A 23,227-nucleotide genomic window follows, 5' to 3' on the forward strand; every position below is an offset into this window, starting at 1 on the left:
CCGTCGTTAAGGCGATTAAGCAACCGATGTGCGGTTGCAGCAGGAATGAAACGCCCGAGGGCGCTCTAACCGGCAAAAAAATTCAGACCAAACGCTGCCCGCCCCGTTGTGACAGGGAGGTAATAATAATGGATGCCTGGAAAATGCTCGCGTGAGCCGTCGTATCGCCCACGTTTGGCGTACAAAGCCCGAGCGTGGTGGGTAAACTCTAAAATATCAAATGGTTATGCTTTCCCTTGTGCAACAAAAAAACGACGCCGGAGCCGTTTTAACATTAATTTAACTCTGGCGAGGGGAAATGCCATTGTCAACATGGCAGTTAAATAAAATGAAACTTTTTGATCACATTCAAGCTTCTGAAAAATAGATAAAAAGGCTTTTTATGCGTTTTATATGCATAAAGTATGCATGTTCACGCTCACCGCCGAATAAAAGTAATTAACTATTCATTTACGCTCGGCGGGCGGCGAAAAACCGTCCGCTGGCCCGATGAGCGAGGGGCTAACAACCGGCATAATTAGTGGTAAATTAAGCGTCGCAAAGTGTTATGCGCTTGCTAATCCACGGTTAAACGAAATAAATACCTCTAATATATAAAGGTTGGTTATGGAAAAGCTATCCTACGCTTCAGACAGCAGCACCACCGCTTGGGCTACATATCTGCAACAAATCGATCGCGTCGCCCCTTACCTCGGCGAGCTGTCACGCTGGGTTGATACGCTGCGTCACCCTAAGCGCGCTTTGATTGTCGATATCCCGCTGCAGATGGACGATGGCACCATCCGCCACTTCGAAGGCTTCCGCGTACAGCACAACCTGTCGCGCGGGCCGGGTAAAGGCGGTATCCGCTTCCACCCTGACGTCGATCTGAACGAAGTGATGGCCCTGTCCGCCTGGATGACCATCAAGTGTGCCGCAGTCAACCTGCCGTACGGCGGCGCCAAGGGCGGCATCCGCGTCGACCCGTTCAAACTGTCTGAAGGTGAACTGGAGCGACTGACCCGCCGCTACACCAGCGAAATCGGCTTCATCATTGGGCCACAGAAAGACATTCCTGCGCCGGACGTCGGCACCAACGCCAAAGTGATGGCCTGGATGATGGACACCTACTCCATGAACCACGGCACCACCATCACCGGCGTGGTCACCGGCAAGCCAATCCACCTCGGCGGCTCTCTGGGCCGTGAGAAAGCGACCGGCCGCGGCGTGTTCGTCACCGGCAGCGAAGTGGCCAAGCGTCTGGGCGTGCAGATCGAAGGCGCCAAAGTGGCGGTGCAAGGCTTCGGTAACGTGGGCAGCGAAGCGGCGCGCCTGTTCGTCGGCGTCGGCGCTCGCGTCGTCACTATCCAGGACCACTCCGCTACCCTGTTCAACGCCAACGGCATCGACCTGACCGCGCTGACCGAATACCAGGCCAAGCACAAGCAGATCGCCGGTTTCCCTGGCGCCAGCGAGATCGAAAGCGAAGCGTTCTGGTCGGTTGACATGGACATCCTGATCCCGGCCGCGTTGGAAGGCCAAATCACCCGCCAGCGCGCCGAAATCCTCAGCGCCAAGCTGGTGCTGGAAGGTGCTAACGGCCCGACCTTCCCGGATGCGGACGACATTCTGCGCTCCCGCAACATCACCGTGGTGCCTGACGTTATCTGTAACGCCGGCGGCGTAACGGTCAGTTACTTCGAGTGGGTGCAGGACATGGCGAGCTACTTCTGGAGCGAGTCCGAAATCAACGAGCGCATGGACAAGATCATGACCGACGCGATGGTTCATGTCTGGAACAAGGCTGAAGAGAAAGAGTGCAGCCTGCGCACCGCCGCTTACATCGTGGCTTGTGAGCGCATCCTGACCGCACGTAAAGAGCGCGGCATCTACCCTGGTTGATGCCCGTTTCCCGGCCTGCTTCGGCAGGCCGGATTTTCCTCAACGCAAACAGCGCTTCAATACCTTACCGGTGCTGGTCATCGGCAAACGTTCGACGAATTCAATGATGCGCGGATATTTGTACGCCGCCAGCCTCTCCTTGCTCCAGGCGATAAGCGTCTCCTCCTCGACCAGCTCCTCGCTCTCCTTCAGCACCACCACCGCTTTGATCTCTTCGCCCAGCGACGGATGCTCTACGCCGATCACCGCCACCAACGACACCGCCGGATGGCGAATCAACGCCTCTTCAATCTCGCGTGGATAGACGTTGAAGCCGCCGCGAATGATCATGTCCTTGGCCCGATCGACGATAAAATAGAAGCCGTCGGCGTCGCGGCGCGCCAGATCGCCGGTGCGGAACCAGCCGTTCTCCAGCACTTCCGCCGTCGCCTCCGGCCGATTCAGATACCCCTTCATGATGTTATGGCCACGCACGGCAATCTCCCCCACCTGGTCGACACCGTCGATCGGCCGCCCGACGGCGTCCAGCAAACGCACCTCCACGCCCCAGATCGGCTGGCCGATGGAACCGGGCTTGGTCACCCGATGCGGATGGTTGAAGGTGGCGACCGGGCTGGTTTCCGATAGCCCGTAGCCTTCGTGAATATCGATGCCGAAACGGCGCGAAAAATCCTCCAGAATTTGCACCGGCAGACTGGCGCCGCCGGACACCGCCATGCGCAGCGTGCTGCGCAGGCGTTCGATATCCGTATGCTCGTCAAGCGCATTCAGCAGCGCCCAGTACATGGTCGGCACGCCGGCGAAGAACGTAATCCCGTGCCGCTGCATCAGCGCGATGGCCTGCGCGGCGTCGAAACGCTCGACCAGCACCAGCGTGGCCGCGGAGGCGAAACCGGCGTTCATCTGCACCGACGAACCGAAGGTATGAAACAGCGGCAACGTGACCAGATGGCGATCGGGGCGCGTTTCCGAACCGTCAAACAGCCGCACCGATCCCAGCGCATTGAACACCAGGTTGGCGTGGGTCAGCTCCGCCCCTTTGGCGCGACCGGTGGTGCCGCTGGTGTACAGCACCACCGCCGTGTCGTTTTCCGCCGTCGCCGCCGAAGCGAACTCGCTGGCCTGCGGGGCTATCGCCGCACTGAAACGTTCCCCCTCGAGCGGCAGTCGATCGCCGATGATAAACACCTCGCGGCAGGCCTTCGCCTGCGCCGCGGCATGCAGCGCCTCTTCCCCCAGCGGCAGTCCGCTGTGGCCCTCAAAGCAAAACAGCGCCACGGCGGCGGAATCCGCCAGGTAATAATCGAATTCGGCGCTTTTGAGCAAAATATTGAGCGGCACCACTACCGCGCCGCTTTTGAGAATGCCGTAATAGATCGCCGCAAACTCCGGGCGGTTACTGCAGGCCAACGCCACCCGTTCACCGGGCTGCACGCCGCGCGCGACCAGCAGATTCGCCACGCGGTTAGCCATCTCGTTCAGCGCCCGATAGCTGAGCGGGATATCGTCCTGAATCACCGCCGGCCGTTCCGGCCAGGTGCGCGCACTCTCTTCAAGCAAGGTTGCCAAATTCAGCATCGGGGTTCCTCCCTGGGGTAATGGCGGCGGTTAAAAATGCCGCAGTATCACGAGTATAGATAGGCGTTTCGCGGTTCGCATTCCCAGGGGCGCTGGGCTATACCTTAGGCAATCCCCATCCTGCAGGAGTTGTGATCATGAGCAAGAAAAAGATCCTGATGCTGGTCGGCGACTACGCCGAAGATTATGAAACCATGGTGCCGTTTCAGGCGCTGCAGATGATCGGCCATCAGGTGGATGCCGTGTGTCCCGGCAAAGCCGTCGGTGACTACATCCAGACGGCGATCCACGACTTCGACGGCGCGCAAACCTACAGCGAAAAACCCGGCCATCGCTTTACCCTCAATGCCGACTTTGCCGCCGCTAAAGAAGAACGCTACGACGCACTGCTGATCCCCGGCGGCCGGGCGCCGGAGTACCTGCGTTTGAATCCCGAGGTGATCGCGTTGGTGCAGGCGTTTGACGCCGCGAAAAAACCGATCGCCGCCGTTTGCCATGGCCCGCAGCTGCTGGCGGCGGCCGGCGTGTTGAAAGGCCGCACCTGCAGCGCCTATCCGGCCTGCGCGCCGGAGGTGCGGCTTGGCGGCGGCCATTATGCCGAGATCGGTATCGATCAGGCGCACGTCGACGGCAACCTGGTCACCGCCCCGGCCTGGCCGGCGCATCCGCAGTGGTTGGCGAAGTTTGCCGAGCTGCTGCAACAGTGACGCAGCGCTAGCGGAGCTGCTCGATAAGGAAATGGATATCGTACAGCCAGCGTTTGGCGCGCGCGGAGCGCACCAGCATAGACACGCACAGCGGCCGGGTGTGTTCTTTGCAGGCGGAGGGCGAGAACCAGCGCCCGGTATTGCTCGGCGGCTGGAAATAAAGCTCGTGGTTATAGTTGCTGCTGTCGACGCCGAAGGTGTCGAAGTAGCGGCGCATCAGCGTGTTGGAATCGCTGAACGACAGGTGGAGCGCGGTGTTGATCTCGGTTTCCGGGGTGATTGTCACGCCCTTCTTCAGCCGCCCTGGCGCGTTGAATGCGGCGATTAGCGTGATGACCTGTTGCTGAATGTCTTCTGTCATGACGACCTCGAGCCGGTGTTAATAGGGGTAAATGCGTTCTTCTGTCTGACTCTGCCCGCCGCGGCGAGTTCGGGACGCCGGGCGGGTTTTCTGTTTCTTTACGTTTTCCGGCAGTAAAACGCACGCCGAGGGCTAGCGGCTGAGCGTGGTCTTGTCGGCGATGATGCCGTCCCCCTGCCGTTCGGCGGCGATGCCGCCGCCCAGCACTTTATACAGGGTGGCCTGATTGTCGTACGCAGTCTGCTGTGCGGCGATCAGCGACTGCTGCGCGGTATACAGCGTGCGCTGCGCGTCCAGCAAGGTCAGATAGCTGTCCACGCCCTGACGGTAGCGCAGTTCGGCGAGACGATAATATTGCTGCGCCGCCGTGACATAGCCGTTTTGCGCCGCCAGCTGTTCCTGCAGCGTTGCCTTGCGCGCCAACGCATCGGCGGTTTCCTGAAACGCCGTCTGCACCGCCTTCTCATAGGTGGCGACATACAGATCTCTCTGCGCTTTGCTGTAGTTCAGCTGCGAAGTGTTGTAGCCGCCGCTGAAGATCGGCAGGCTGATGCTCGGCGCAAACGACCAGACGCCCGCCCCGTGGCTGAACAGCGACGAGAGCTCACCGCTGCCCACGCCGCCGCTGGCGGTCAGGCTGATCGAGGGGAAGAACGCCGCGCGGGCCGAACCGATATTGGCGTTGGCGGACTTCAGGTTGTGCTCGGCCTGCAGTACGTCCGGCCGCTGCAGCAATACCTGCGAAGAGATGCCGGACGGCAGATCGCGCATGATCCCGCCCAGCGCGTCGATGCTGCCCGGCAGCAGGTTTTCCGGCACGCTTTGCCCCACCGCCAGATCCAGGGCGTTTTTCGCCTGTGCGGCGCTGGTGGCGTAACTGGCAGCGTCAGCGCGCGCCTGTTGATAGACGGTCTCCGCCGACGCCACGTCGACCAGCGACGAGATGCCGTGTTGTTGGTTCTTGCGCGTCACCTCCAGCGATCGTTTGGCGCTTTCCATCGTCTGCTGCGCCACCGCCAGATTGCTGCGCTCGGCCGCCACCGCCACCCAGTCGGTGACGATATCGGCGATCAGCGTCAGGCGGGTGCTTTTCGCCGCTTCGGAGTTAGCCAGATAGGTTTCGAACGCCGCCCGCGACAGGCTGGCGTTTTTGCCGAACAGATCCAGTTCAAAGGCGCTGACGCCGGCCTGCGCTTCGTAACTCTGGCTGATGGCCGTGGCATTGCCGTTGCCGGTCAGCGAACGCCCGCGGCTGCCGTCGGCGGTGGCGTTGATCGTCGGCAACAGCGCCGCCCGCTGCTCGCCGTACAGCGCACGCGCCGACGCGATATTGGCGATCGCCTCGCGCAGATCGCGGCTGCTGTTCAGCCCCATCGCCACCACCTGCCGCAGCCTGGCGTCCTGCACATAGTCGCGCCAGGCGACGTCCGGGTAGCTCAGCGCCTGCTTGCCGGCGGCCTCGCCCTGCGGCAGCGTGGCCGCTATCGGCGCCGTCGGCCGCTGATAGTCAGGATCCAGCGAAATACAGCCTGCCAACAGCAGCGGTAAAGTTAACATCATGACTCGTTGCAACACGTTATTCTCCTGCCTGTGGCGGCCTGCTGGCGGCGCGGCGGCTAAACACGCGGCGCACCAGCACATAAAACAGCGGGACGAAAAAGATGGCCAATAGGGTCGCGGTAATGGTGCCGCCGATAATGCCGGTACCGATGGCGATGCGGCTGTTGGCCCCGGCGCCGCTGGATACCGCCAGCGGCAGCACCCCGGCGGTAAACGCCAGCGAGGTCATCAGGATCGGCCGCAGACGCATGCGCGCCGCGTGGATCGCCGCGCCAATCAGCGTTTCACCGCGCTGGTGCATCTCTTCGGCGAACTCGACGATCAAAATGGCGTTTTTCGCCGACAAACCGACGATGGTGAGCAGCGCCACCTGGAAGTAGATATCGTTTTCCAGCCCGCGCAGCGTGATCGCCAGCAGAGAACCGACGATGCCCATCGGCACCACCAACATCACCGCAAACGGAATCGACCAACTCTCATACAGCGCCGCCAGGCACAGGAACACCACGATGAGCGAAATGGCGTACAGCGACGATGCCTGGCCGCTGGTCAGCCGCTCCTGATAGGAGAGCCCGCTCCAGGAATAGCTGCTGCCGGCGGAGAATTTCGCCGCCAGTTTTTCCATCTCGCTCATCGCCGTGCCGGAGCTGACGCCGGCGGCACCCTGTCCGGTGATCTCGAACGACGACAGCCCGTTATAGCGCGACAGGTTTTCCGGGCCGTAGATCCAGTGTGAGGAAGCAAAAGCGGAGAACGGCGTCATGCTGCTGTCGCCCGCCGCGTTAGTGCCGCGCACAAACCATTTGTCGAGATCTTCCGGCTTGGCGCGATACGCTACGTCGCCCTGCATATAGACCTTTTTCACCCGGTTGCGATCGATAAAGTCGTTGACGTAGGTGCTGCCGAACGCGCTGCTAAGCGTGCTGTTGACGTCGCCGGCGCTCAGGCCGAGCGCCTGCAGTTTGCCGCTGTCGATCTCCACCTGCAGCTGCGGCGTGTCCGGCAAGGTGTTGGCGCGCACCGCCAACAGCGACGGATTGCCGGCGGCGGCGGCGACGATCTGATCGCGCATCGCCTGCAGTTCGGCGCGGGTGGTAGCCCCTTTGGCCTGCAGCTCGAAGGTAAAGCCGTCGGACTGGCCGAAGCCGTCGATCGCCGGTGGGCTCATGGAGAACACCTGGGCGTCGCGCAGCGAGGCGAAATGCGCCATGGCGCGTTTGGCGATGGCGTCGGCGGTGTTTTCGCTGCCGCCGCGTTGGCTCCAGTCTTTGAGGCTGACGAACGCCATGCCGGCGTTTTGCCCGCTGCCGCTGAAACCGAAGCCGTTGATGGTGAAAATGGTGCTGACGTTGGCCTTTTCCTGTTCGAGGAAATAGGCGGTGACCGCCTCGCTCACCGCTGAGGTGCGGGCGTTGGTCGCGCCGGCCGGCAAGGTGTACTGCACCATGACCGAACCCTGATCCTCATTGGGCAGAAAGCCGGTCGGCAGGCGCAGGTACATCACGGCGGCGGCGATCAGCAGCAGGCCGTACAGCAGCAGGTAGCGCGTCGGCCGGTGGATCACCCTGCCGACCTTGTCGGCGTACTTCTCCTGCAGCCGGTTATAGCCGCGGTTGAATTTACCCAGCAGCCCTTTGTCGGTCTGTTCTTCATGCGACGCTTTCAGCAACGTGGCGCACAGCGCCGGCGCCAGCGTCAACGCCAGCACGACCGACAGCACCATCGAGGAGACGACGGTGATCGAGAACTGACGATAGATCACCCCGGTTGAACCGCCGAAGAACGCCATCGGCAGGAACACCGCCGACAGCACCAGCGCGATGCCGACCAGCGCGCCGGTGATCTCGCGCATCGATTTCTCCGTCGCCTCGCGCGGCGGCAGCTTATCTTCGCGCATCACGCGTTCGACGTTTTCCACCACCACGATGGCGTCGTCCACCAACAGCCCGATCGCCAACACCATGCCGAACAGCGTCAGGGTATTGATCGAGTAGCCGAACGCCGCCAGCACGCCGAAGGTGCCCAGCAACACCACCGGCACGGTGATGGTTGGGATCAGCGTGGTGCGCAGGTTTTGCAGGAACACGAACATCACCACCACCACCAGGACCACCGCCTCGAACAGCGTTTTCACCACCTCCTCGATCGAGATGTTGATGAAGTCGGTGCTGTCTTTCGGGTAGGCCACCTTATAACCGTGCGGCATCGCGCTTTGGTATTCCGCCACTTTGGCCTTCACCAGTTTGGCGGTATTGAGCGCGTTGGCGCCCGCTGCCAGCTTGACCGCGATCCCCGCCGCCGGGTGACCGTTGAGGTGCGCGCTGGCGGAATAGTCTTCATTGCCGAGCTCAACCCGCGCCACGTCGCCCAAGCGCACCAGCGCGCCGCTGCTGTCGCTTTTCAGGATGATATTGCGGAACTGTTCCGGCGTTTGCAGCCGCGACTGCGCCTTCACCGTGGCGGTCAGCTGCTGATCGGCGGCGGCCGGCAGATCGCCGATTTTACCGGCGGATACCTGGGTGTTTTGCGCCTCGATCGCCGTCTGCACGTCGGACGGCATTAGCGCATAGGCCGCCAGCCTGGTCGGATCCAGCCAGATGCGCATCGCATATTCCGAGCCGAACACCTGCACGTCCCCTACGCCCTCGATGCGCGACAGCGGATCCTGCAGGTTGCTGACCAGGTAGTCGGAAATGTCGGCCATCGTCGCCTTGTCGCTCTCGTCATACAGCCCGACGATCAGCAGGAAGCTGCTCTGGGATTTCTTGACCGTCACGCCCTGGGCAGTGACCGCGCTCGGCAGGCGGCTCTCCGCCTGCTGCACCTTGTTTTGCACCTGCACCTGCGCGATATCCGGATCAGTACCCTGATCAAAGGTGACGTTGATGCTGACCGAGCCGCTGGAACTGCTGGTCGATGAAAAATACAGCAGACCGTCCAGGCCGGTGAGCTGCTGCTCTATCACCTGGGTGACACTGTTTTCCAGCGTTTCCGCGTCCGCCCCCGGATAGGTGGCGGAGATGGAGATCTGCGGCGGTGACACGTCCGGGTACTGCGAGATGGGCAACGAATTGATCGACATCAGGCCGCACAGCATGATGATGATGGCGATCACCCAGGCGAACACCGGGCGGCGGATAAAGAACTGCGCCATATTACTGCTCTCCGCTTTGGGCTTTGTCGACCGAGACGGCGACCGGTTTCACCGCCGCGCCGATCGTCACCTTGCTGGTGCCTTCGACGATCAGGCGATCGCCCTCGTTCAGCCCGCTGCCAATCAGCCAGTTGCTGCCCACCACCCGCTCGGCGACAACGGTGCGCTGCGCCACTTTGTTTTGCTCGTCCACCACCAACGCGGTGGCTTCGCCCTTGGCGTTACGGGTGATGCCCTGCTGCGGCGCCAGAATGGCTTTGGGGTCGACGCCGTTGTCCACCGTGGCGTGCACATACATGCCCGGCAGCAGCTCATGCTCGGGGTTGGGGAACACGGCGCGCAGCGTGACCGAGCCGGTGGCCTCATCCACCGCCACCTCGGTCAGCTCCAGTTTGCCGGCATGGGCATAAGGCGAGCCGTCTTCCAGTTTGATAGCGACCGGCGTCACCGCCCCGCGCTGCAGAGCGGCCTGCTGGCGACGCAGTTTGAGCAACTGGGCGCTGGACTGGGTAAGGTCGACATAGATCGGATCCAGCGCGCGGAGGGTGGTCAACGCATCGCTTTGGCCGGCGGTCACCAACGCGCCCGGCGTCACCGACGAAATGCCGATGCGCCCGGTGATGGGCGCACGCACCTGGGTATAGCCGAGATTGATGCGCGCCGTTTCCAGCGCCGCCTGATACTGCGCCACCGACGCCACGGCCTGCAGATACGCGGCTTTGGCGTCGTCCGCGTCCTGTTTGGAAACGCCGTTTTCTTTCACCAGCGCCGCATAGCGCTGCGATTTGAGCCGGGTGGATTGCACCGTCGCCTGGGCGTTTTTCAGCTGGGCTGAGGCCTGATCGTAGCTGGCCTGATAGCTGGCGGGGTCAATTTGATACAACACTTGCCCGGCCTTCACCTCCGCCCCCTCGGTGAACAACCGCTGTTTGATGATGCCGTCAACCTGCGGCCGCACGTCGGAGGTCATGGTGGCGTTGACTCGGCCGGTCAGCTCGCTGCTCAGGGTCACTGGCTGGCCGCGCAGCGTGACGACGCCGACCTCCTGCTCACCGCCCGCTCCCGCCGGTGCGCCGGCGTTTTGTCCGTCGCAGGCGGCCAGCAGCAGCGACAGCCCGAGCACCAAAAGCATTTTCCTCTGCATGGCAATACGATCCTATTGAGAATGATTATTCTCAATATATCGAATGCCGGAATTCGCTTCTGAAAGGGTTGCGTAAGGATAGCGTAAAATCTTTTCGGGCTGTAAAACGCGCAGCGTGGTTGATTTACCCTAATTTGCGCGCCAGCGTCAGCGCCAAAACCGTGGTGATGCTGATGCCTGCCGCCCCCAGGAAAACGGCGGATGAGCTACCGGGAATGAACGCCATAAAGGATGACAAGAACTGGCCGGAGAATATCGCCATCGATAAATAGGCCAGATTTCGCCCCCGGGTGCGGGGGTGACTTCGTTCTACGGTCATATGATTAACCAACGGCACCGAGAAGCCGAACCCGCATCCCATCAGAATACCGCCGGCAACAAATGCCGCAGTCCCGTGCGCAGAGGCGAAGATCAGATGCGCTGCGGCATAGCAGAAAAACGCCGCGCCAAGCGCGCCGTTTTCTCTGATTAAAGCCACCAACCTGGGCATCAGCGCGGCGGCGAAAACGGCGATAAGCGAGATAAACGACAGGAAGTATCCCGTTTGCGCTGCCCCGATATTCATGTGGTGGAAATGCTGTGGGATGACAATGATCCCGGTGAAGAAGCAGATCATGGAAAGCACTGCGGAAAAATAGACCGTTGTTAAGCTGCCGGCGCCGGTGGAACTGGCATCACCGCGCTGAACGCTGTCTGATTCGCCCACATCAGGCTGGGGTTTGGGCACATACAGCCACTGCATCGCCAGCAACACCCAGGCGACAAGATACAACAGGAAGGGCCAGCGCCAGCCGAGCGTCGCCAACAGCCCGCCGATAAACAGAAAGATGACGCCGCCCAGCTCGATCGACATGCCTTGCGAAGCGATCATTTTCAAACGCGCCTGCCCGCTGTAAAAAGCAGAAATCAGACCGGTGCCGGCTGACATCACGATCGCCGTTGCGCCGCCAAGCAGCAGGCGGTCGAGCATCACCGGCCAAAAGCCGCGAAGCAACAGCCCCCCCGCCCCAAGCAGGCCATACAACAACAGTCCCCAGCTGAGCGCCGCGTAAACGCCCGCCTTGTCAATAAAACGCCCGGCGAAGGGGCCAAATATCACCACGCCCAACGACGGCACGGTGACCAACCAACTGGCCGCTGAAGGCGTGCCCAACTGATTCGCGATTTCCGTCAAACCAGGAACGATCACGCAACCGACCATGATCGTCAGACAGGCCACGGCCAAGAGCGTAAACGCCGCCATTTTTCTTAATTCACGCATAAAGCGCCTCACTGTAATATCCATTAGATGGATGATTCATCCAATATACGGACGATATTCTTGAGGCTTCCGTTCAACATGTCAACGCGCAAACTGTAAACCGAATGTCAATCACGCCCTGGCAACGTTCGGCGAACCCCTGCGGTTGCGGTTAGATCGCTGCAATGATTGGCAGGCGCTTTTTGGCAATCCATGCGCTTTGCCATTCAATGAGCGTTGACATCGCCCACATCCGGCAACACAATAATGACCATTATTCGGATATAAAGTCCATTATTCGGATATTCAAAAATCGATATCAACCACACTCCATCCCGCCGTTTCTAAGTCGGCGACAATCTAAGTGAGACGCTCATGAGTAAAGAAATTTCACGTCGTAATATCATCAAGCGCATTCCGCTGTTGGCTGGCGGCGCCTTGCTTTCTCAATCCCTGTTGTCTTCCGCTATTGCGGCACCATCATCCGCCCTACCGGCGGCGGCGCGGAAAGGCGCGTTTACTGATGCGGGCGCTTCGCTCGATAAATCATTGATTTCCTATTATCAGGTGCCGATGCAGAAACGTCTGAAAATCAATGAGAAAGGCATTCAGGGCAAGCCCTACGCCGAGTTCTTCGACAGCAATCTGGATGCGCCCGTAGAGATGATCCGCGCGCTGGAACAGGGGCCGTTGGCAAAAGAACACATTCTTCAACCCACGAAAGCGGGCCTGAAAACCCTATTGGAACGTTTTGACGAGTTTCCGGTATCGGGTTACGCCGTCGTTGAGGAGGGTGGCCCCTGCGCCTATGCGCAAAGCCGCCATATTTTTCCGGGCGTGACCACGGAGATGTTCAAGTGGTGGTTCTGCTGGCACCCGATCGAGAGCGAACGCTACTATCTGTGGTTCCCTCATGCTCATATCCACAACTCGGTTGTCGATCCCAAGCGTCTGGCGGATACCCGTCTGTCCTACGCTGAGCGGCTGTACGGCAACCCTAACCACATTACCGAGTACATTGGCGATAACTATCTGGACGGCGTTATCCATTTCAATGCGCCGGAAAGCTTCGGCGTCGAGAGCGAGTTGCTCAAAAAGCATCGCTTTACCTTTAACGCCAGCGGCATCATCACGCCTTATGATGCGCAATCAACGCCGCTGGTGCTGATGATTCATCTGGGACGCGACACGCCGCAAGGGATGGAAATGGTCAACCGTTACTGGATCGGCACGCATGAATCCTGGGATAGATTCGACAAGTTCCCTGACGGCGGAAAACGCTCGCGCGAATACATCGCAAAAGCGGGGATGACGAAAGCGTCGCTGGAAGGCTTTGCCTATGAAATGGCCGTCCACGATATGACGGAGTTCTCTTCGCTCGGCCGTTTTCTGCCTGAGATTTATGCCCGGTTCGGCAACAGCTGACCGCCGCCTTCCCTCGCCAACGCAGCGCCGGGAGCGAGGCATGCTGGCCCCGGCGTTCAGCACCTGCCAGGCCAAACGCCCCGGCTTGTTATGCCAGCATCGCTTCGATTTCCGCTTTGCACTGCATCAGCGAACCGAGCAGATGGTCAAACTTTTCCTCGAAACGCATGGCTGGAACCGCAATGGATATGGCGTAAAGCTCGTTGACGCCGATATTGAGGTAAACGCCGACGCCGCAGACGCCGCGAGCGTGCTCTTCGCGATCGATGGCGTAACGACGGATCCTGGTCTCCCGAATGTCCTCCAGTATGGATGAGACGGTTCTGAGGGTGTTATCCGTTCTGACATCCGGCTGGCCGCCGAGCAGATCCGCAATTTTTTCGTCAGGCAGCTCGGCCAGAATGGCTTTGCCATGCGCCGTGCAGTGGCACGGAAAGGCGGTGCCAACGGCTGATACGACGCGAAGTTCCTGATCGGAAACAAACTGGCCCACCGATACCGCGTGGCTGCCGCGGTAGACACACAAATCGACGGTTTCACGGGTGCGACGGCCCAGCGTTTCCATCGCCGGTCTTGCCAGGGTGATCACATCCGTATGCGCGGAGGCCGCCAGACGGGCGAGCGCCGGCCCTAATTGAACGCCGCCGCTGCCGGTGATGAGCAGCTGTTGCGATTCAAGCGAGGTGACCAAACGGTGTACGGTGGTGCGCGGCAACCCCGTTTCCCGGGATAATTGAGAGATGGTCATGCCCTTCGGTTGAATTTCCAGCGCCCGTAACAGGGTGGCGGCCCGGGCAATTACCTGTGAGCCGCTGTTATCCGCGTCATTACTCATCGCAATGTTCCGAATTGAATGGAGTCAGGCCGAGAGAATACCACAGGATGTCCGCATGTTGGATAGGTTGAACGGGACGCCGGGGCACTCCCTCTCGGCGACCGTGTCAATCAACGCCCTATCACGCGTCGTGTTTCGGCAACTGGCTGGTCACACAGTGAATGCCGCCCCCGCCGGCGGCGATGGCGTCGATCTCCAGCTGCACCACTTTGCGCTGCGGATAGAGCGCCGTCAGCAGCTCAAACGCCGCTTTATCCGCCTGCGGATCGCCAAACTCAGGGGCGATCACCGCGCCGTTGATGACGAAGTAATTGATGTAGCCCGCCGCAAAATCGGGATTGTTGCGGCTGAAACGACTGTCGCGCGGCGCCAGCGGCGGCGAAAGCGTATGCACCTGCAGCTTGCGGCCGTCGGCGTCGGTCGCCTGCTTGAGGATCGCCAGATGCGCCTGGGTGACCGCATGATCATAAGAATCCGGATCGGTATCCAGGTTGGCCACCACCACGCCCGGCCGCACGAAGCGAGCGTAAAAATCGACGTGGGCGTCGGTAATGTCCCGGCCTTTGATCCCCGGCAACCAGATAATTTTACGCAGGCCGAGCATCGCCTTCAGCTCCTGCTCCACCCGATCGCGGTTCCAGCCTGGATTACGGTTTGCATTCACCCAACTGCTCTCGGTCATGATGCCGGTGCCGCGCCCATCCACCTCAATACCGCCGCCTTCGCCCACCAGTGCGCTGCGGCGCGGTTGAGCGACGCCGTATTTTTTGGCGGCGAACGCCGCCAGACGCGCATCCTTGGCATGCCGCTGTTTATTGCCCCAACCGTTGAAGTTGAAATCCACCGCGCCCAGCGCACCGGCGTCGTTAACGACGAAATTGGCGCCAATGTCACGCATCCAGATGTCATCCAGCTCGGTGACGACATAGCTGACGTTCTGGCTGCCGCAGGTGGCCTCCGCCAGCTGCCGTTCGTGCGCGCGGCAAAATACCGTCAGCGGCTGAAACTCGGCGATGGCACGGGCGATGCGCCCCTGCGCCGCCTGTACATCCGCCGTGAATCCGCCCCAGATGGCCTTCTGGGCGCCGAAGGCGAGAAACGCCCGCAGCTGAGGTTCCCCTTCGTCGGGCATCCGCCTGGCCGGATTAAGCGCAGCTTGTGCGTGACCGCGTAATGGAAAGCCCAACGATGCCGTCAAGCCGACGCCGGCCACTGCCGAAAGCTGCTTGATGAAGGTGCGACGCGATGACATAAAAAACCTCTTTTAATTAATTTAAATTCAAATAGTTAACCGGGAATCTCACTCTCCGGCAATTGAATCTCATGCTAGTCTTCCCAGGCTGCCGCAACAAACGATATATTTAGTGGATATCTGATTAGACAGGCTTATCGATAATGTTAAAACACTGGCCCCCTCTGAACGCCCTGCGCGGTTTTGAAGCGGCGGCGCGTCTGGGCAGTTTTCATCAGGCCGCCGAAGAGCTGCACCTTACCCAGTCGGCGATCAGCCAGCAAATCCGCAGCCTTGAGGCATTTTTGGAACAGCCTCTGTTCTTTCGCACCGGCCGCAGCGTAACGCTGACCGACGCCGGCCAGGATCTGTTCAGCACCGCGCAGGTGATGCTGCAACAGCTGGCCGTCGGCATTCGCCGTCTGGATCAGTACCGCAAACCCAATCAGCTGATCGTCAACACTACGCCGGCCTTTGCCCGTCACTGGCTGACGCCGCGGCTGGGCGAGTTCAATCAGCGGCATCCGCAGGTCGATCTGTGGCTGTTCACCAGCTTCGAACCGCCGGATATGGCGACGGACAGCGTCGATCTGGCGATCCGCGACGATCTCAGCGCGCAGGCGGACTGCTCCTTTAAGGTTCTCTGCTCCGACCGGCTTTATCCCGCCTGCCATCCCAGCCTATTGACGCTGACGGCGGAGCAGCGCGTCACCCTGCACGGCGAACGCGAGATGGACTGGAGCCACTGGACGGTGGCGGGCGGCGCGCACGTCGGTCAGCGCGATAGCGGGCTGAACTTCTCCGATCCCGGCCTGCTGCTGGACGCCGCTTGCCAGGGATTGGGCATCGCATTGGTCAGCCAGCTGCTGGCGCAGCACGCGCGCGACGCCGGGCTGCTGCAACCGTTAACCCAACAGCGGGTGCGCGGCGCCAACTGGGCGTGGCTGCTGCACCGCGACAGCGAACACAACCCGCTCGCCCGACAGTTCTGCCAGTGGCTGTTGTCGGCCCTGCCTGCCGGCGCATAACGCGCCACGTCACGATTCGCTATTCCGGTCAGGCGCCGCCGCCTGACCGCTGCTACCTTCAATAAAGCGCCGCAACAGTCTAAAGAATACGCGCTAACCTGCTGTTTCAGAAATAATTAGCTGAATTCACCTGATAACTGAACATCGCTAAAAGGATTGCCTATGTCTGCCGGTTTATTGAAAACGATAGCTCTGAGCGTGACCCTTGTTTGCTCCCTTCCCGCCGCCTTTGCCGCCGATCTGACCGCCGGCGCGGTCGCCGCTCCGGATCAGTATGGCGCAAAAGTCGCCGCGCAAATTCTGCAGGCCGGCGGCAACGCGGTCGATGCGGCGGTCGCCACCGCCTTTACCCTCGCGGTGACCTACCCTGAAGCCGGCAATATCGGCGGCGGCGGCTTTATGACGCTGTACGTCGACGGCAAGCCCTATTTTCTCGACTACCGCGAAGTGGCGCCCAAGGCCGCCAGCAAGACCATGTATCTGAACGAGAAAGGAGAAGTGATCGAAAATCTCAGCCTGGTGGGCAGCCGCGCCGCCGGCGTGCCGGGCACCGTGCTGGGGTTGTGGGAAGCCCATAAACGCTTCGGCAAACTGCCCTGGGCCGAGCTGCTGACGCCGGCGATCGGTTACGCCAGGCAAGGTTTTCAGGTGGCGGATCAGCAGTATCAGTACCGTGAAGACGCCAACAAGCTGTTCGCCGGTAAAACCAACTTCGGCGACTATTTCGGCGCCATGAAACCCGGCACGGTGTTCAAACAGCCGGAGCTGGCTGCCACTCTCGAGCGCATCGCCAAATCGGGCGCCGACGATTTTTATCGCGGCGAAACTGCCCGCCTGCTGGTGGCGCAAATGCAGCGCGACAACGGGCTGATCGGCGCGGCGGATCTGGCCGATTATCGAGTGAAATGGCGTGAACCGATGCGCATCAGCTGGCGCGGCAACACCGTGTATACCGCCCCGCTGCCCAGCTCCGGCGGCATTGCGCTGGCGCAACTGCTGGGGATAAAAGAAGATCGCGCCGCTGACTTCAAGGGCGTGCCGCTGAACTCGGCGCGCTATATCCACCTGCTGGCGGAGATCGAAAAACGCGTGTTCGCCGATCGCGCTGACTACCTCGGCGATCCGGATTTCACTAAAGTGCCGGAAGCGCAGCTGATCGCCCCCGACTACCTGCAAAAACGCGCCGCCGAGATCAACCCGACGGCGATCTCGCCGACCGAGCAGGTGCGGCCGGGGCTGGAAACCCACCAAACCACCCATTTCTCGATCGTCGATGCCGCCGGCAACGCCGTCAGCAACACCTATACGCTCAACTGGGACTTCGGCAGCGGCGTGGTGGTCAAAGGCGCCGGCTTCCTGCTCAACGACGAGATGGATGACTTCAGCGCCAAACCGGGCGTCGCCAATGCCTTTGGCGTGGTGGGCAGCGACGCCAACGCCATCGAGCCGGGCAAACGCATGCTCTCCTCAATGAGCCCGACCATCATCACGCGCGACGGCGACGTCAGCCTGGTGATCGGCACCCCGGGCGGTTCGCGCATCTTCACTTCGATCTTCCAGGTGATCAATAACCTCTACGATTACCACCTGCCGCTGGCACAGGCGGTCGCCGCCCAGCGCGTGCACCATCAGCTGCTGCCGAAGGACACCCTGTACTACGACAGTTTCGCGCCGCTGACCGGCAAACCGGCAGACGAACTGAAAGCCATGGGCTACACCCTGGAAGATCAGGGCTGGAACATGGGCGATATTCAGGTCATCCGCATCGATGGCCGCACGCCGGAAACCGCCTCAGATCCGCGCGGCCGCGGCGTGGGCCTGGTGGTGAAAAAGTAACGCGTCCGGCGGCCCGCCTCAGGCACAACGGGCCGCCACTCCCCCGCACAGACTGCCGCTGCGCCCTTTTTCACTCATCTATACTGAAGCGACAGGCCCGCGTTTAAACACGCCGGCGCCTGCGTTCCGTCTTGGACGATAAGAATAATACTTATAGTAAATCAATCACCTGCATTTATCGTAAGCGGTATCGGAGGCAATCGACAATGGCGAAAAGACGAGCAGTACCCGGTGTTCATCCCTACGATGGGCCCGCCGGCGGTTGGGGCGCGCTGAAAGCGACGGCCATCGCCGTGCGCACGCAGATGGATACCTTCGAGGCGCCGGTGACGCTGATGCGCACCAATCAACCCGACGGGTTTGATTGCCCGGGATGCGCATGGCCGGATAAAGAACATCGCTCCACCTTCCAGTTTTGCGAGAACGGCGCCAAAGCCGTGACCTGGGAAGCGACCAGCAAACGGGTGACGCCCGAGTTTCTGGCGCAAAATACCGTGGCGTCACTGCTGCAGAAAACCGATTACCAGTTGGAAGACTATGGCCGGCTGACCACGCCCCTGTTTTATGACGCCGGCACGGACACCCTGCGCCCGCTGGCCTGGGACGAGGCGTTCCAACGCATCGCCGCCGTTTTGCAGACGCTGCCGCCGGAACAGGTGGAATTTTATACCTCCGGCCGGGCGTCCAATGAGGCGGCCTACCTGTTCCAGCTGTTTGCGCGCGAATTTGGCAGCAATAACTTTCCCGACTGCTCCAACATGTGCCATGAACCGACCAGCGTTGGCCTGCCGCAGTCGATCGGCATCGGCAAAGGCACCGTCTCGCTGGACGACTTTGACAGCGCGGAGCTGGTTATCTCCATCGGCCACAATCCGGGCACCAATCACCCGCGCATGATGGGCACGCTGCATGAGCTGGCGCGTAAAAAGGTGCCGATCATCGTGTTTAATCCGCTGCGCGAGCGGGCGCTCGAGCGCTTCACCGATCCACAAAACGTCATCGAAATGGCGACCTACAGTTCGACGCCTATCGCGTCAACCTACTATCAGGTTAAAGCCGGCGGCGACGCCGCGGCGCTCAAAGGCATCGCCAAAGCGCTACTGCAGCTGGATGAAACACAAGGCAATGCCGTGGATCACGCTTTCATCGCCCAGCACACGGAAGGGTTTGCGGCTTTCGCCGCCGATCTGGCGGCCACCCGCTGGGAAGCCATCGAGGCGGAGAGCGGCCTGGCGCGCCAGGATCTGGAACAGGTGGCCGCCGCCTACGCAAAATCCAACGCCACCATTGTCACCTACGGCATGGGCATTACGCAGCACAATAAAGGGACGGCCAACGTGCGCCTGATCGCCGACCTGCTGCTGCTGCGCGGCAACATCGGCAAACCGGGCGCCGGTATTTGCCCGCTGCGCGGCCACTCTAACGTGCAGGGCAACCGCACCGTCGGCATCACCGAAAAACCCTCGGCCGAATTTTTGGCGAAGCTGGAAACGGTGTTTGGCTTCACGCCGCCCAAAGCCCACGGTCACGACGCCGTGAAGTGCATGCAGGCGATGATCGACGGCGCTTCGAAGGCATTAATCTGCCTGGGCGGCAACTTCGCCGTGGCGCTGCCGGACCCCGAACAGAGCTTCCCGGCGATGAAGGCGCTGGAGTTAAGCGTGCATATCGGCACCAAACTCAATCGCAGCCATCTGTTGGTGGCGAAAGAAACCCTCATTCTGCCCTGCCTGGGCCGTACCGAGCTGGACCTGCAGGCCGGCGGACGGCAATCGGTGACGGTGGAGGATTCGATGTCGATGGTGCACGCGTCGTCCGGCAAATTAAAACCGGCGTCGGAATGGCTGCGTTCGGAACCCGCCATTGTGGCCGGCATGGCCAAAGCGGTGATGCCCGCCAGCAAAGTGCCCTGGGATGAGCTGATCGAAGATTACGACGTGATACGCGATCTGATCGAAAAAACCATACCGGGTTTCGACGATTACAACGCGCGCATTCGCCAACCGGGCGGTTTCCGCATGCCGTTGCCGCCGACCGAGCGCCAGTGGCCGACGGCGACGGGCAAAGCGATGTTTTCGGTGTTCAGCGGGCTGCACGAAGACCAGATTGCGGCGGAACAAGATACACTGCGGCTGATCACCCTGCGCAGCCACGATCAGTACAACACCACCATCTATGCTCTGGACGATCGCTACCGCGGGGTTTTCGGCCGGCGCGACGTGCTGTTCATGAATGACAGCGATCTGCAACGTTTGGGGTTGGAACATGGCGACGTGGTCGACCTGGAAACGGCGTTGCCCGGTTGCACTCAACGCCTGGAAGGCATCACGGTGATCGCCTACAACATCTCGGCCGGATCGGTCGGCGCCTATTATCCGGAGGCCAACGTGCTGGTGCCGTTGCATTACATCGATGAGGAAAGCGGCACGCCTTCGTACAAATCGGTGCCAATCCGGGTGAAATTGAGATCCAAAGAGGTGCGCGCGGTCGATATCGCCTAGAGGGAGCGCTACGGCCCCCAAACTCTTGTCTGTCTGGGGGCCTTTTTTTATCCAGCTACGGACATCGGCTTATTTGCCGTTGGCCAACTCGCCGTAAACCACCTGGCCACGGAAACCGCGCCGCACCTGCTGGAACAGCTCGCGGAACGCCGGGTAATCCTGCGCCTGGCACAGCGCTTCCTTGCCGCGAATGGCGTTTACCTGCAGGCGGTGATTGACGATCACCTGCTGCCCGTCGCGGCGCCACTCGACGCGATAGTCGCCCGCCGCATTGCGGAACTGCCTGTCTTGCGGAATGGCGATGATCGGCACGTTGGCCGGCAGCTGCAGGCGGTAGGTTTCGTCGTAGCGCTGCGCGCTGCAGTAGAACGGGGTTTCGTTGCCCGGCGCCGCCGTGGTGGTATACAGCGTGCGGAACGATTTGCCGCCGGGCGGATTGGGCAAGGTCATGCCGCCCACCACGCCGAAATCGACGTAGTCGTCCGCCTTGAAGCGGAAGCGGTAACCGAACTGTTTCTTGAGATCCAACGGATCGCTGTTCATCGCCACCTCGCCGCTGCCGTCGATGCCGGATGCGGACATGATTGACGCTTCGGCCTGCGCCCGGTTCTGCCGGTTGATCTGCGAAAAGTAGCCCCGAAGGTCAATCTCTTCCACTTCGCTTAGCCGACACTCGGTCTCCCCCTGCAGGTTGCCAGCCTTGTCGAACACGAAATCGACGCTCAACGCGCTCTTGACCGGTTGCTCGTCGCTGCCCGGCGTGCGCGCCAGTTTGGCGTCGCGCGTCAGCAGCACCGGCGCGCCCAGGTCGCCTTCCGGCAGCTGGCCGAACCGCGCCCAAGGGTTGGTGGAGTCCAGGTACAGTTTGAACTCGGGCACGTAGGTGATGGCGTGATTAAAGCGGCTGAGCAGCGGCACTTTAGGCAGTATCGGGCCTTCGTCCATGCCGATCAGCACCGGCGAGCTTTCGATGCCCTTGGCGGCGAGCAACGCTTCCAGGATCACCACGTGATCCTTACAGTCGCCGTAGTGGTTATCGAGAATGCTCTGCGCCGAATTCGGCTCCAGCCCACCGTTGCCCAGATACACCGCCACATAGCGAATGTTTTGCGCCACCCAGCGATAGAGCGCCTCCGCCTGCTGGCGCCGATCGCTGATGCCGGCGGTGATGTTGTCCGCCAGCGCCTGAATGCCCGGCGTCACCTTCGCCGCCGCGCCGGCCTTCAGCTGGTAGGCCTTGGCCAACTGCGGCCAATCGCGGTAGGTGCTGGCCATGATGGTCGGGCTGAAGGTCCAGCTGTCCGCCGCCCAGTTTTGCGCCTTCATCGGCGCGCTGCGCGAATAATGCCAGCGCCAGTGCGCCTGTCCGCCGCGGATCTGCGGCTGGTCGCCACCCGCCACGCCGCGGGTGAAAATATGCATCGGCAGCTTGGCCGGCGCCTGCAGGGTCACTTCGGCGTCGTCGAACTGATCGAAGACGCTGAACGTTTCCCACAGGCCGAAATAGTCGGGAAAATACGGCGTGTTTTGCGTGCGGCGCAGCTCATACACCACGCGCGAGCCCGGCGCCAGGTTGGAAAACACGATGACGCGCACCTTGCGATCGGCGTACAGCGGCGCCGTGGCGCTGGAGTAGCTCTCCTGGGTATAGATGCGGTCGGGCGCCACATCGTGGCGTTGGCCGTCGGCGGTCAGCGTATAGGCGGCGACCACCTCGAGCGTTTCCATTTTTTCGCTGTAGCTCAGGCGAATCTGGCTGAATTTCTCGATCGCCGCCTTGGTCTTTAGCAGCACCTCGTAGCTTTCCGTTTTCACGTTGGTGGCGTTGGCGTTGACGCGGTAATCCGCGCGATAGCGCACGAAGCTGAAATCATTGTTGGCCGTGTCGTTCTGGCCTTGCTCTGCCGCCGCAGGCGCGGCAACCGCCAACACGGTGGCCGGGTGCGTCGCCGTCAAACCGGCGAGTAACAGTATGGAAGGAATAGCGATTTTCATCTTCGGTCCTTGAAGGGCAATAAACGGCGACGCCGGGCTACCCGCTCGTCCCGGCGTCAAAACAGGCGGGCACACTAATATAATTGAGAATCATTTTCAATAAACGGACCTTCAACGCCCGGGTTAGCCCTGTTCGATCAGCATCACGGCGGTGGTCTCCGGCTCCAGCGCTTCGAATACATGTTCGCGATCGGCCGAGTAGCTGATGTAATCGCCGGCGCTCAGCTCCAGCGGCTGATCCGCCGGCCCCAGGCGCGCGCGCCCGCTGCTGATGATCACATGCTCAACGGTGCCGGGGGGATGCGGCCGGGAGAGTTTCACTTCGCCGGGCTGCACCCGCAGCCGATAAATATCGCGTTGCGCCCCCGGTGGGCAAGTCGCCAACAGCGTGGCGGCGTAGTTGCCCTGCTCCGACAGCGCCGGCGTTCCCTCATGGGCGCGGATCACTTGCACCTGCCTGCTCGGCTGCGAAATCAACCGGCTGACCGGCACGTCCAGCGCCATCGCCAGCGCCCACAGCGTTTCCAGGCTGGGGTTGCCGCTGCCGGCTTCGAGCTGCGACAGCGTGGACTTGGCGATGCCCGCGCGTTTTGCCAGTTCGGTCACCGACAGATTTAACCGCTCCCGCTCGCGGCGGATCGCCGCCGACAGCAGGCCGATAGGCGTAATTTTCTGCATCTGATTGTCACTCACTGTTCGCTATATAAAACGTTTGTTCAACTTGACGAACAAGTGCATCTGTGTTCATCAT

The 23,227-nt window shown here is 61.0% G+C and carries 16 protein-coding genes; 6 read left to right on the top strand and 10 right to left on the bottom strand.

Features of this window, described 5'->3' with window-relative positions; all coding sequences use genetic code 11:
* Positions 1-606: 606 nt before the first annotated feature.
* A complete protein-coding gene (locus ATE40_RS09025; RefSeq protein ID WP_019455385.1) occupies positions 607-1,881 on the top strand; it encodes a Glu/Leu/Phe/Val family dehydrogenase in 1,275 nt (424 codons plus the stop codon).
* A gap of 39 nt (positions 1,882-1,920) precedes the next feature.
* Here ATE40_RS09025 and ATE40_RS09030 read toward each other — a convergent pair whose 3' ends face one another.
* The gene (locus ATE40_RS09030) at positions 1,921-3,459 is read right to left on the bottom strand and encodes a long-chain-fatty-acid--CoA ligase (protein WP_063919485.1); all 1,539 of its coding nucleotides are present in this window, start codon (positions 3,457-3,459) and stop codon (positions 1,921-1,923) included.
* 137 nt (positions 3,460-3,596) lie between these two features.
* Here ATE40_RS09030 and ATE40_RS09035 point away from each other — a divergent pair, with 137 nt between their 5' ends.
* Positions 3,597-4,166 (top strand): DJ-1/PfpI family protein, encoded by a 570-nt coding sequence (locus ATE40_RS09035; RefSeq protein WP_063919486.1) that lies wholly within the window; start codon positions 3,597-3,599, stop codon positions 4,164-4,166.
* Positions 4,167-4,173: 7 nt separating this feature from the next.
* On the opposite strand, the gene ATE40_RS09040 is transcribed toward ATE40_RS09035, so the two are convergent.
* From ATE40_RS09040 to ATE40_RS09060, 5 genes are all read right to left on the bottom strand, one after another.
* Positions 4,174-4,527, bottom strand: coding sequence for a DUF1493 family protein (locus ATE40_RS09040; protein ID WP_019455388.1), 354 nt, complete (start codon positions 4,525-4,527; stop codon positions 4,174-4,176).
* A gap of 132 nt (positions 4,528-4,659) precedes the next feature.
* Positions 4,660-6,102: an efflux transporter outer membrane subunit gene (locus tag ATE40_RS09045; RefSeq protein WP_063919487.1), complete on the bottom strand. Its 1,443-nt coding sequence runs from the start codon at positions 6,100-6,102 to the stop codon at positions 4,660-4,662.
* A 1-nt stretch (position 6,103) separates the two neighbouring features.
* Positions 6,104-9,241, bottom strand: a complete 3,138-nt coding sequence (locus ATE40_RS09050; protein WP_019455390.1) for an efflux RND transporter permease subunit — start codon at positions 9,239-9,241, stop codon at positions 6,104-6,106.
* Position 9,242: 1 nt separating this feature from the next.
* Complete coding sequence (locus ATE40_RS09055; protein ID WP_063919488.1) at positions 9,243-10,385, bottom strand: efflux RND transporter periplasmic adaptor subunit; 1,143 nt, start codon at positions 10,383-10,385, stop codon at positions 9,243-9,245.
* 124 nt (positions 10,386-10,509) lie between these two features.
* Positions 10,510-11,628, bottom strand: a complete 1,119-nt coding sequence (locus tag ATE40_RS09060) for an MFS transporter (RefSeq protein ID WP_084799147.1) — start codon at positions 11,626-11,628, stop codon at positions 10,510-10,512.
* 372 nt (positions 11,629-12,000) lie between these two features.
* On the opposite strand from ATE40_RS09060, the gene ATE40_RS09065 reads away from it, so the two are divergent.
* Positions 12,001-13,050 (top strand): DAPG hydrolase family protein, encoded by a 1,050-nt coding sequence (locus ATE40_RS09065; protein WP_019455393.1) that lies wholly within the window; start codon positions 12,001-12,003, stop codon positions 13,048-13,050.
* Between the two features lie 88 nt (positions 13,051-13,138).
* On the opposite strand, the gene ATE40_RS09070 is transcribed toward ATE40_RS09065, so the two are convergent.
* Positions 13,139-13,885 (bottom strand): IclR family transcriptional regulator, encoded by a 747-nt coding sequence (locus ATE40_RS09070; protein ID WP_063919490.1) that lies wholly within the window; start codon positions 13,883-13,885, stop codon positions 13,139-13,141.
* 121 nt (positions 13,886-14,006) lie between these two features.
* Positions 14,007-15,137, bottom strand: a complete 1,131-nt coding sequence (locus ATE40_RS09075; protein WP_063919491.1) for an agmatine deiminase family protein — start codon at positions 15,135-15,137, stop codon at positions 14,007-14,009.
* A 143-nt stretch (positions 15,138-15,280) separates the two neighbouring features.
* Between ATE40_RS09075 and ATE40_RS09080 the strand changes: the two genes are divergently transcribed.
* The 3 genes from ATE40_RS09080 (at position 15,281) to ATE40_RS09090 (ending at position 20,481) form a co-directional block, all read left to right on the top strand.
* Positions 15,281-16,144, top strand: coding sequence for a LysR substrate-binding domain-containing protein (locus ATE40_RS09080; RefSeq protein ID WP_063919492.1), 864 nt, complete (start codon positions 15,281-15,283; stop codon positions 16,142-16,144).
* A gap of 162 nt (positions 16,145-16,306) precedes the next feature.
* On the top strand, positions 16,307-17,980 hold the full coding sequence (gene ggt / locus ATE40_RS09085) for a gamma-glutamyltransferase (RefSeq protein WP_063919493.1): 1,674 nt from the start codon (positions 16,307-16,309) through the stop codon (positions 17,978-17,980).
* A gap of 206 nt (positions 17,981-18,186) precedes the next feature.
* A complete protein-coding gene (locus tag ATE40_RS09090) occupies positions 18,187-20,481 on the top strand; it encodes an FdhF/YdeP family oxidoreductase (RefSeq protein WP_063919494.1) in 2,295 nt (764 codons plus the stop codon).
* Between the two features lie 69 nt (positions 20,482-20,550).
* Here the strand turns inward: ATE40_RS09090 and ATE40_RS09095 are convergent, their stop codons facing one another.
* Entirely contained in the window at positions 20,551-22,476 is a 1,926-nt protein-coding gene (locus ATE40_RS09095; RefSeq protein ID WP_063919495.1) for a DUF3857 domain-containing protein, read from the bottom strand.
* A 123-nt stretch (positions 22,477-22,599) separates the two neighbouring features.
* Positions 22,600-23,154, bottom strand: a complete 555-nt coding sequence (locus ATE40_RS09100; protein ID WP_071891995.1) for a helix-turn-helix domain-containing protein — start codon at positions 23,152-23,154, stop codon at positions 22,600-22,602.
* Positions 23,155-23,227 lie beyond the last annotated feature (73 nt).

It is taken from the genome of Serratia surfactantfaciens, assembly GCF_001642805.2.
Classification (GTDB): domain Bacteria; phylum Pseudomonadota; class Gammaproteobacteria; order Enterobacterales; family Enterobacteriaceae; genus Serratia; species Serratia surfactantfaciens.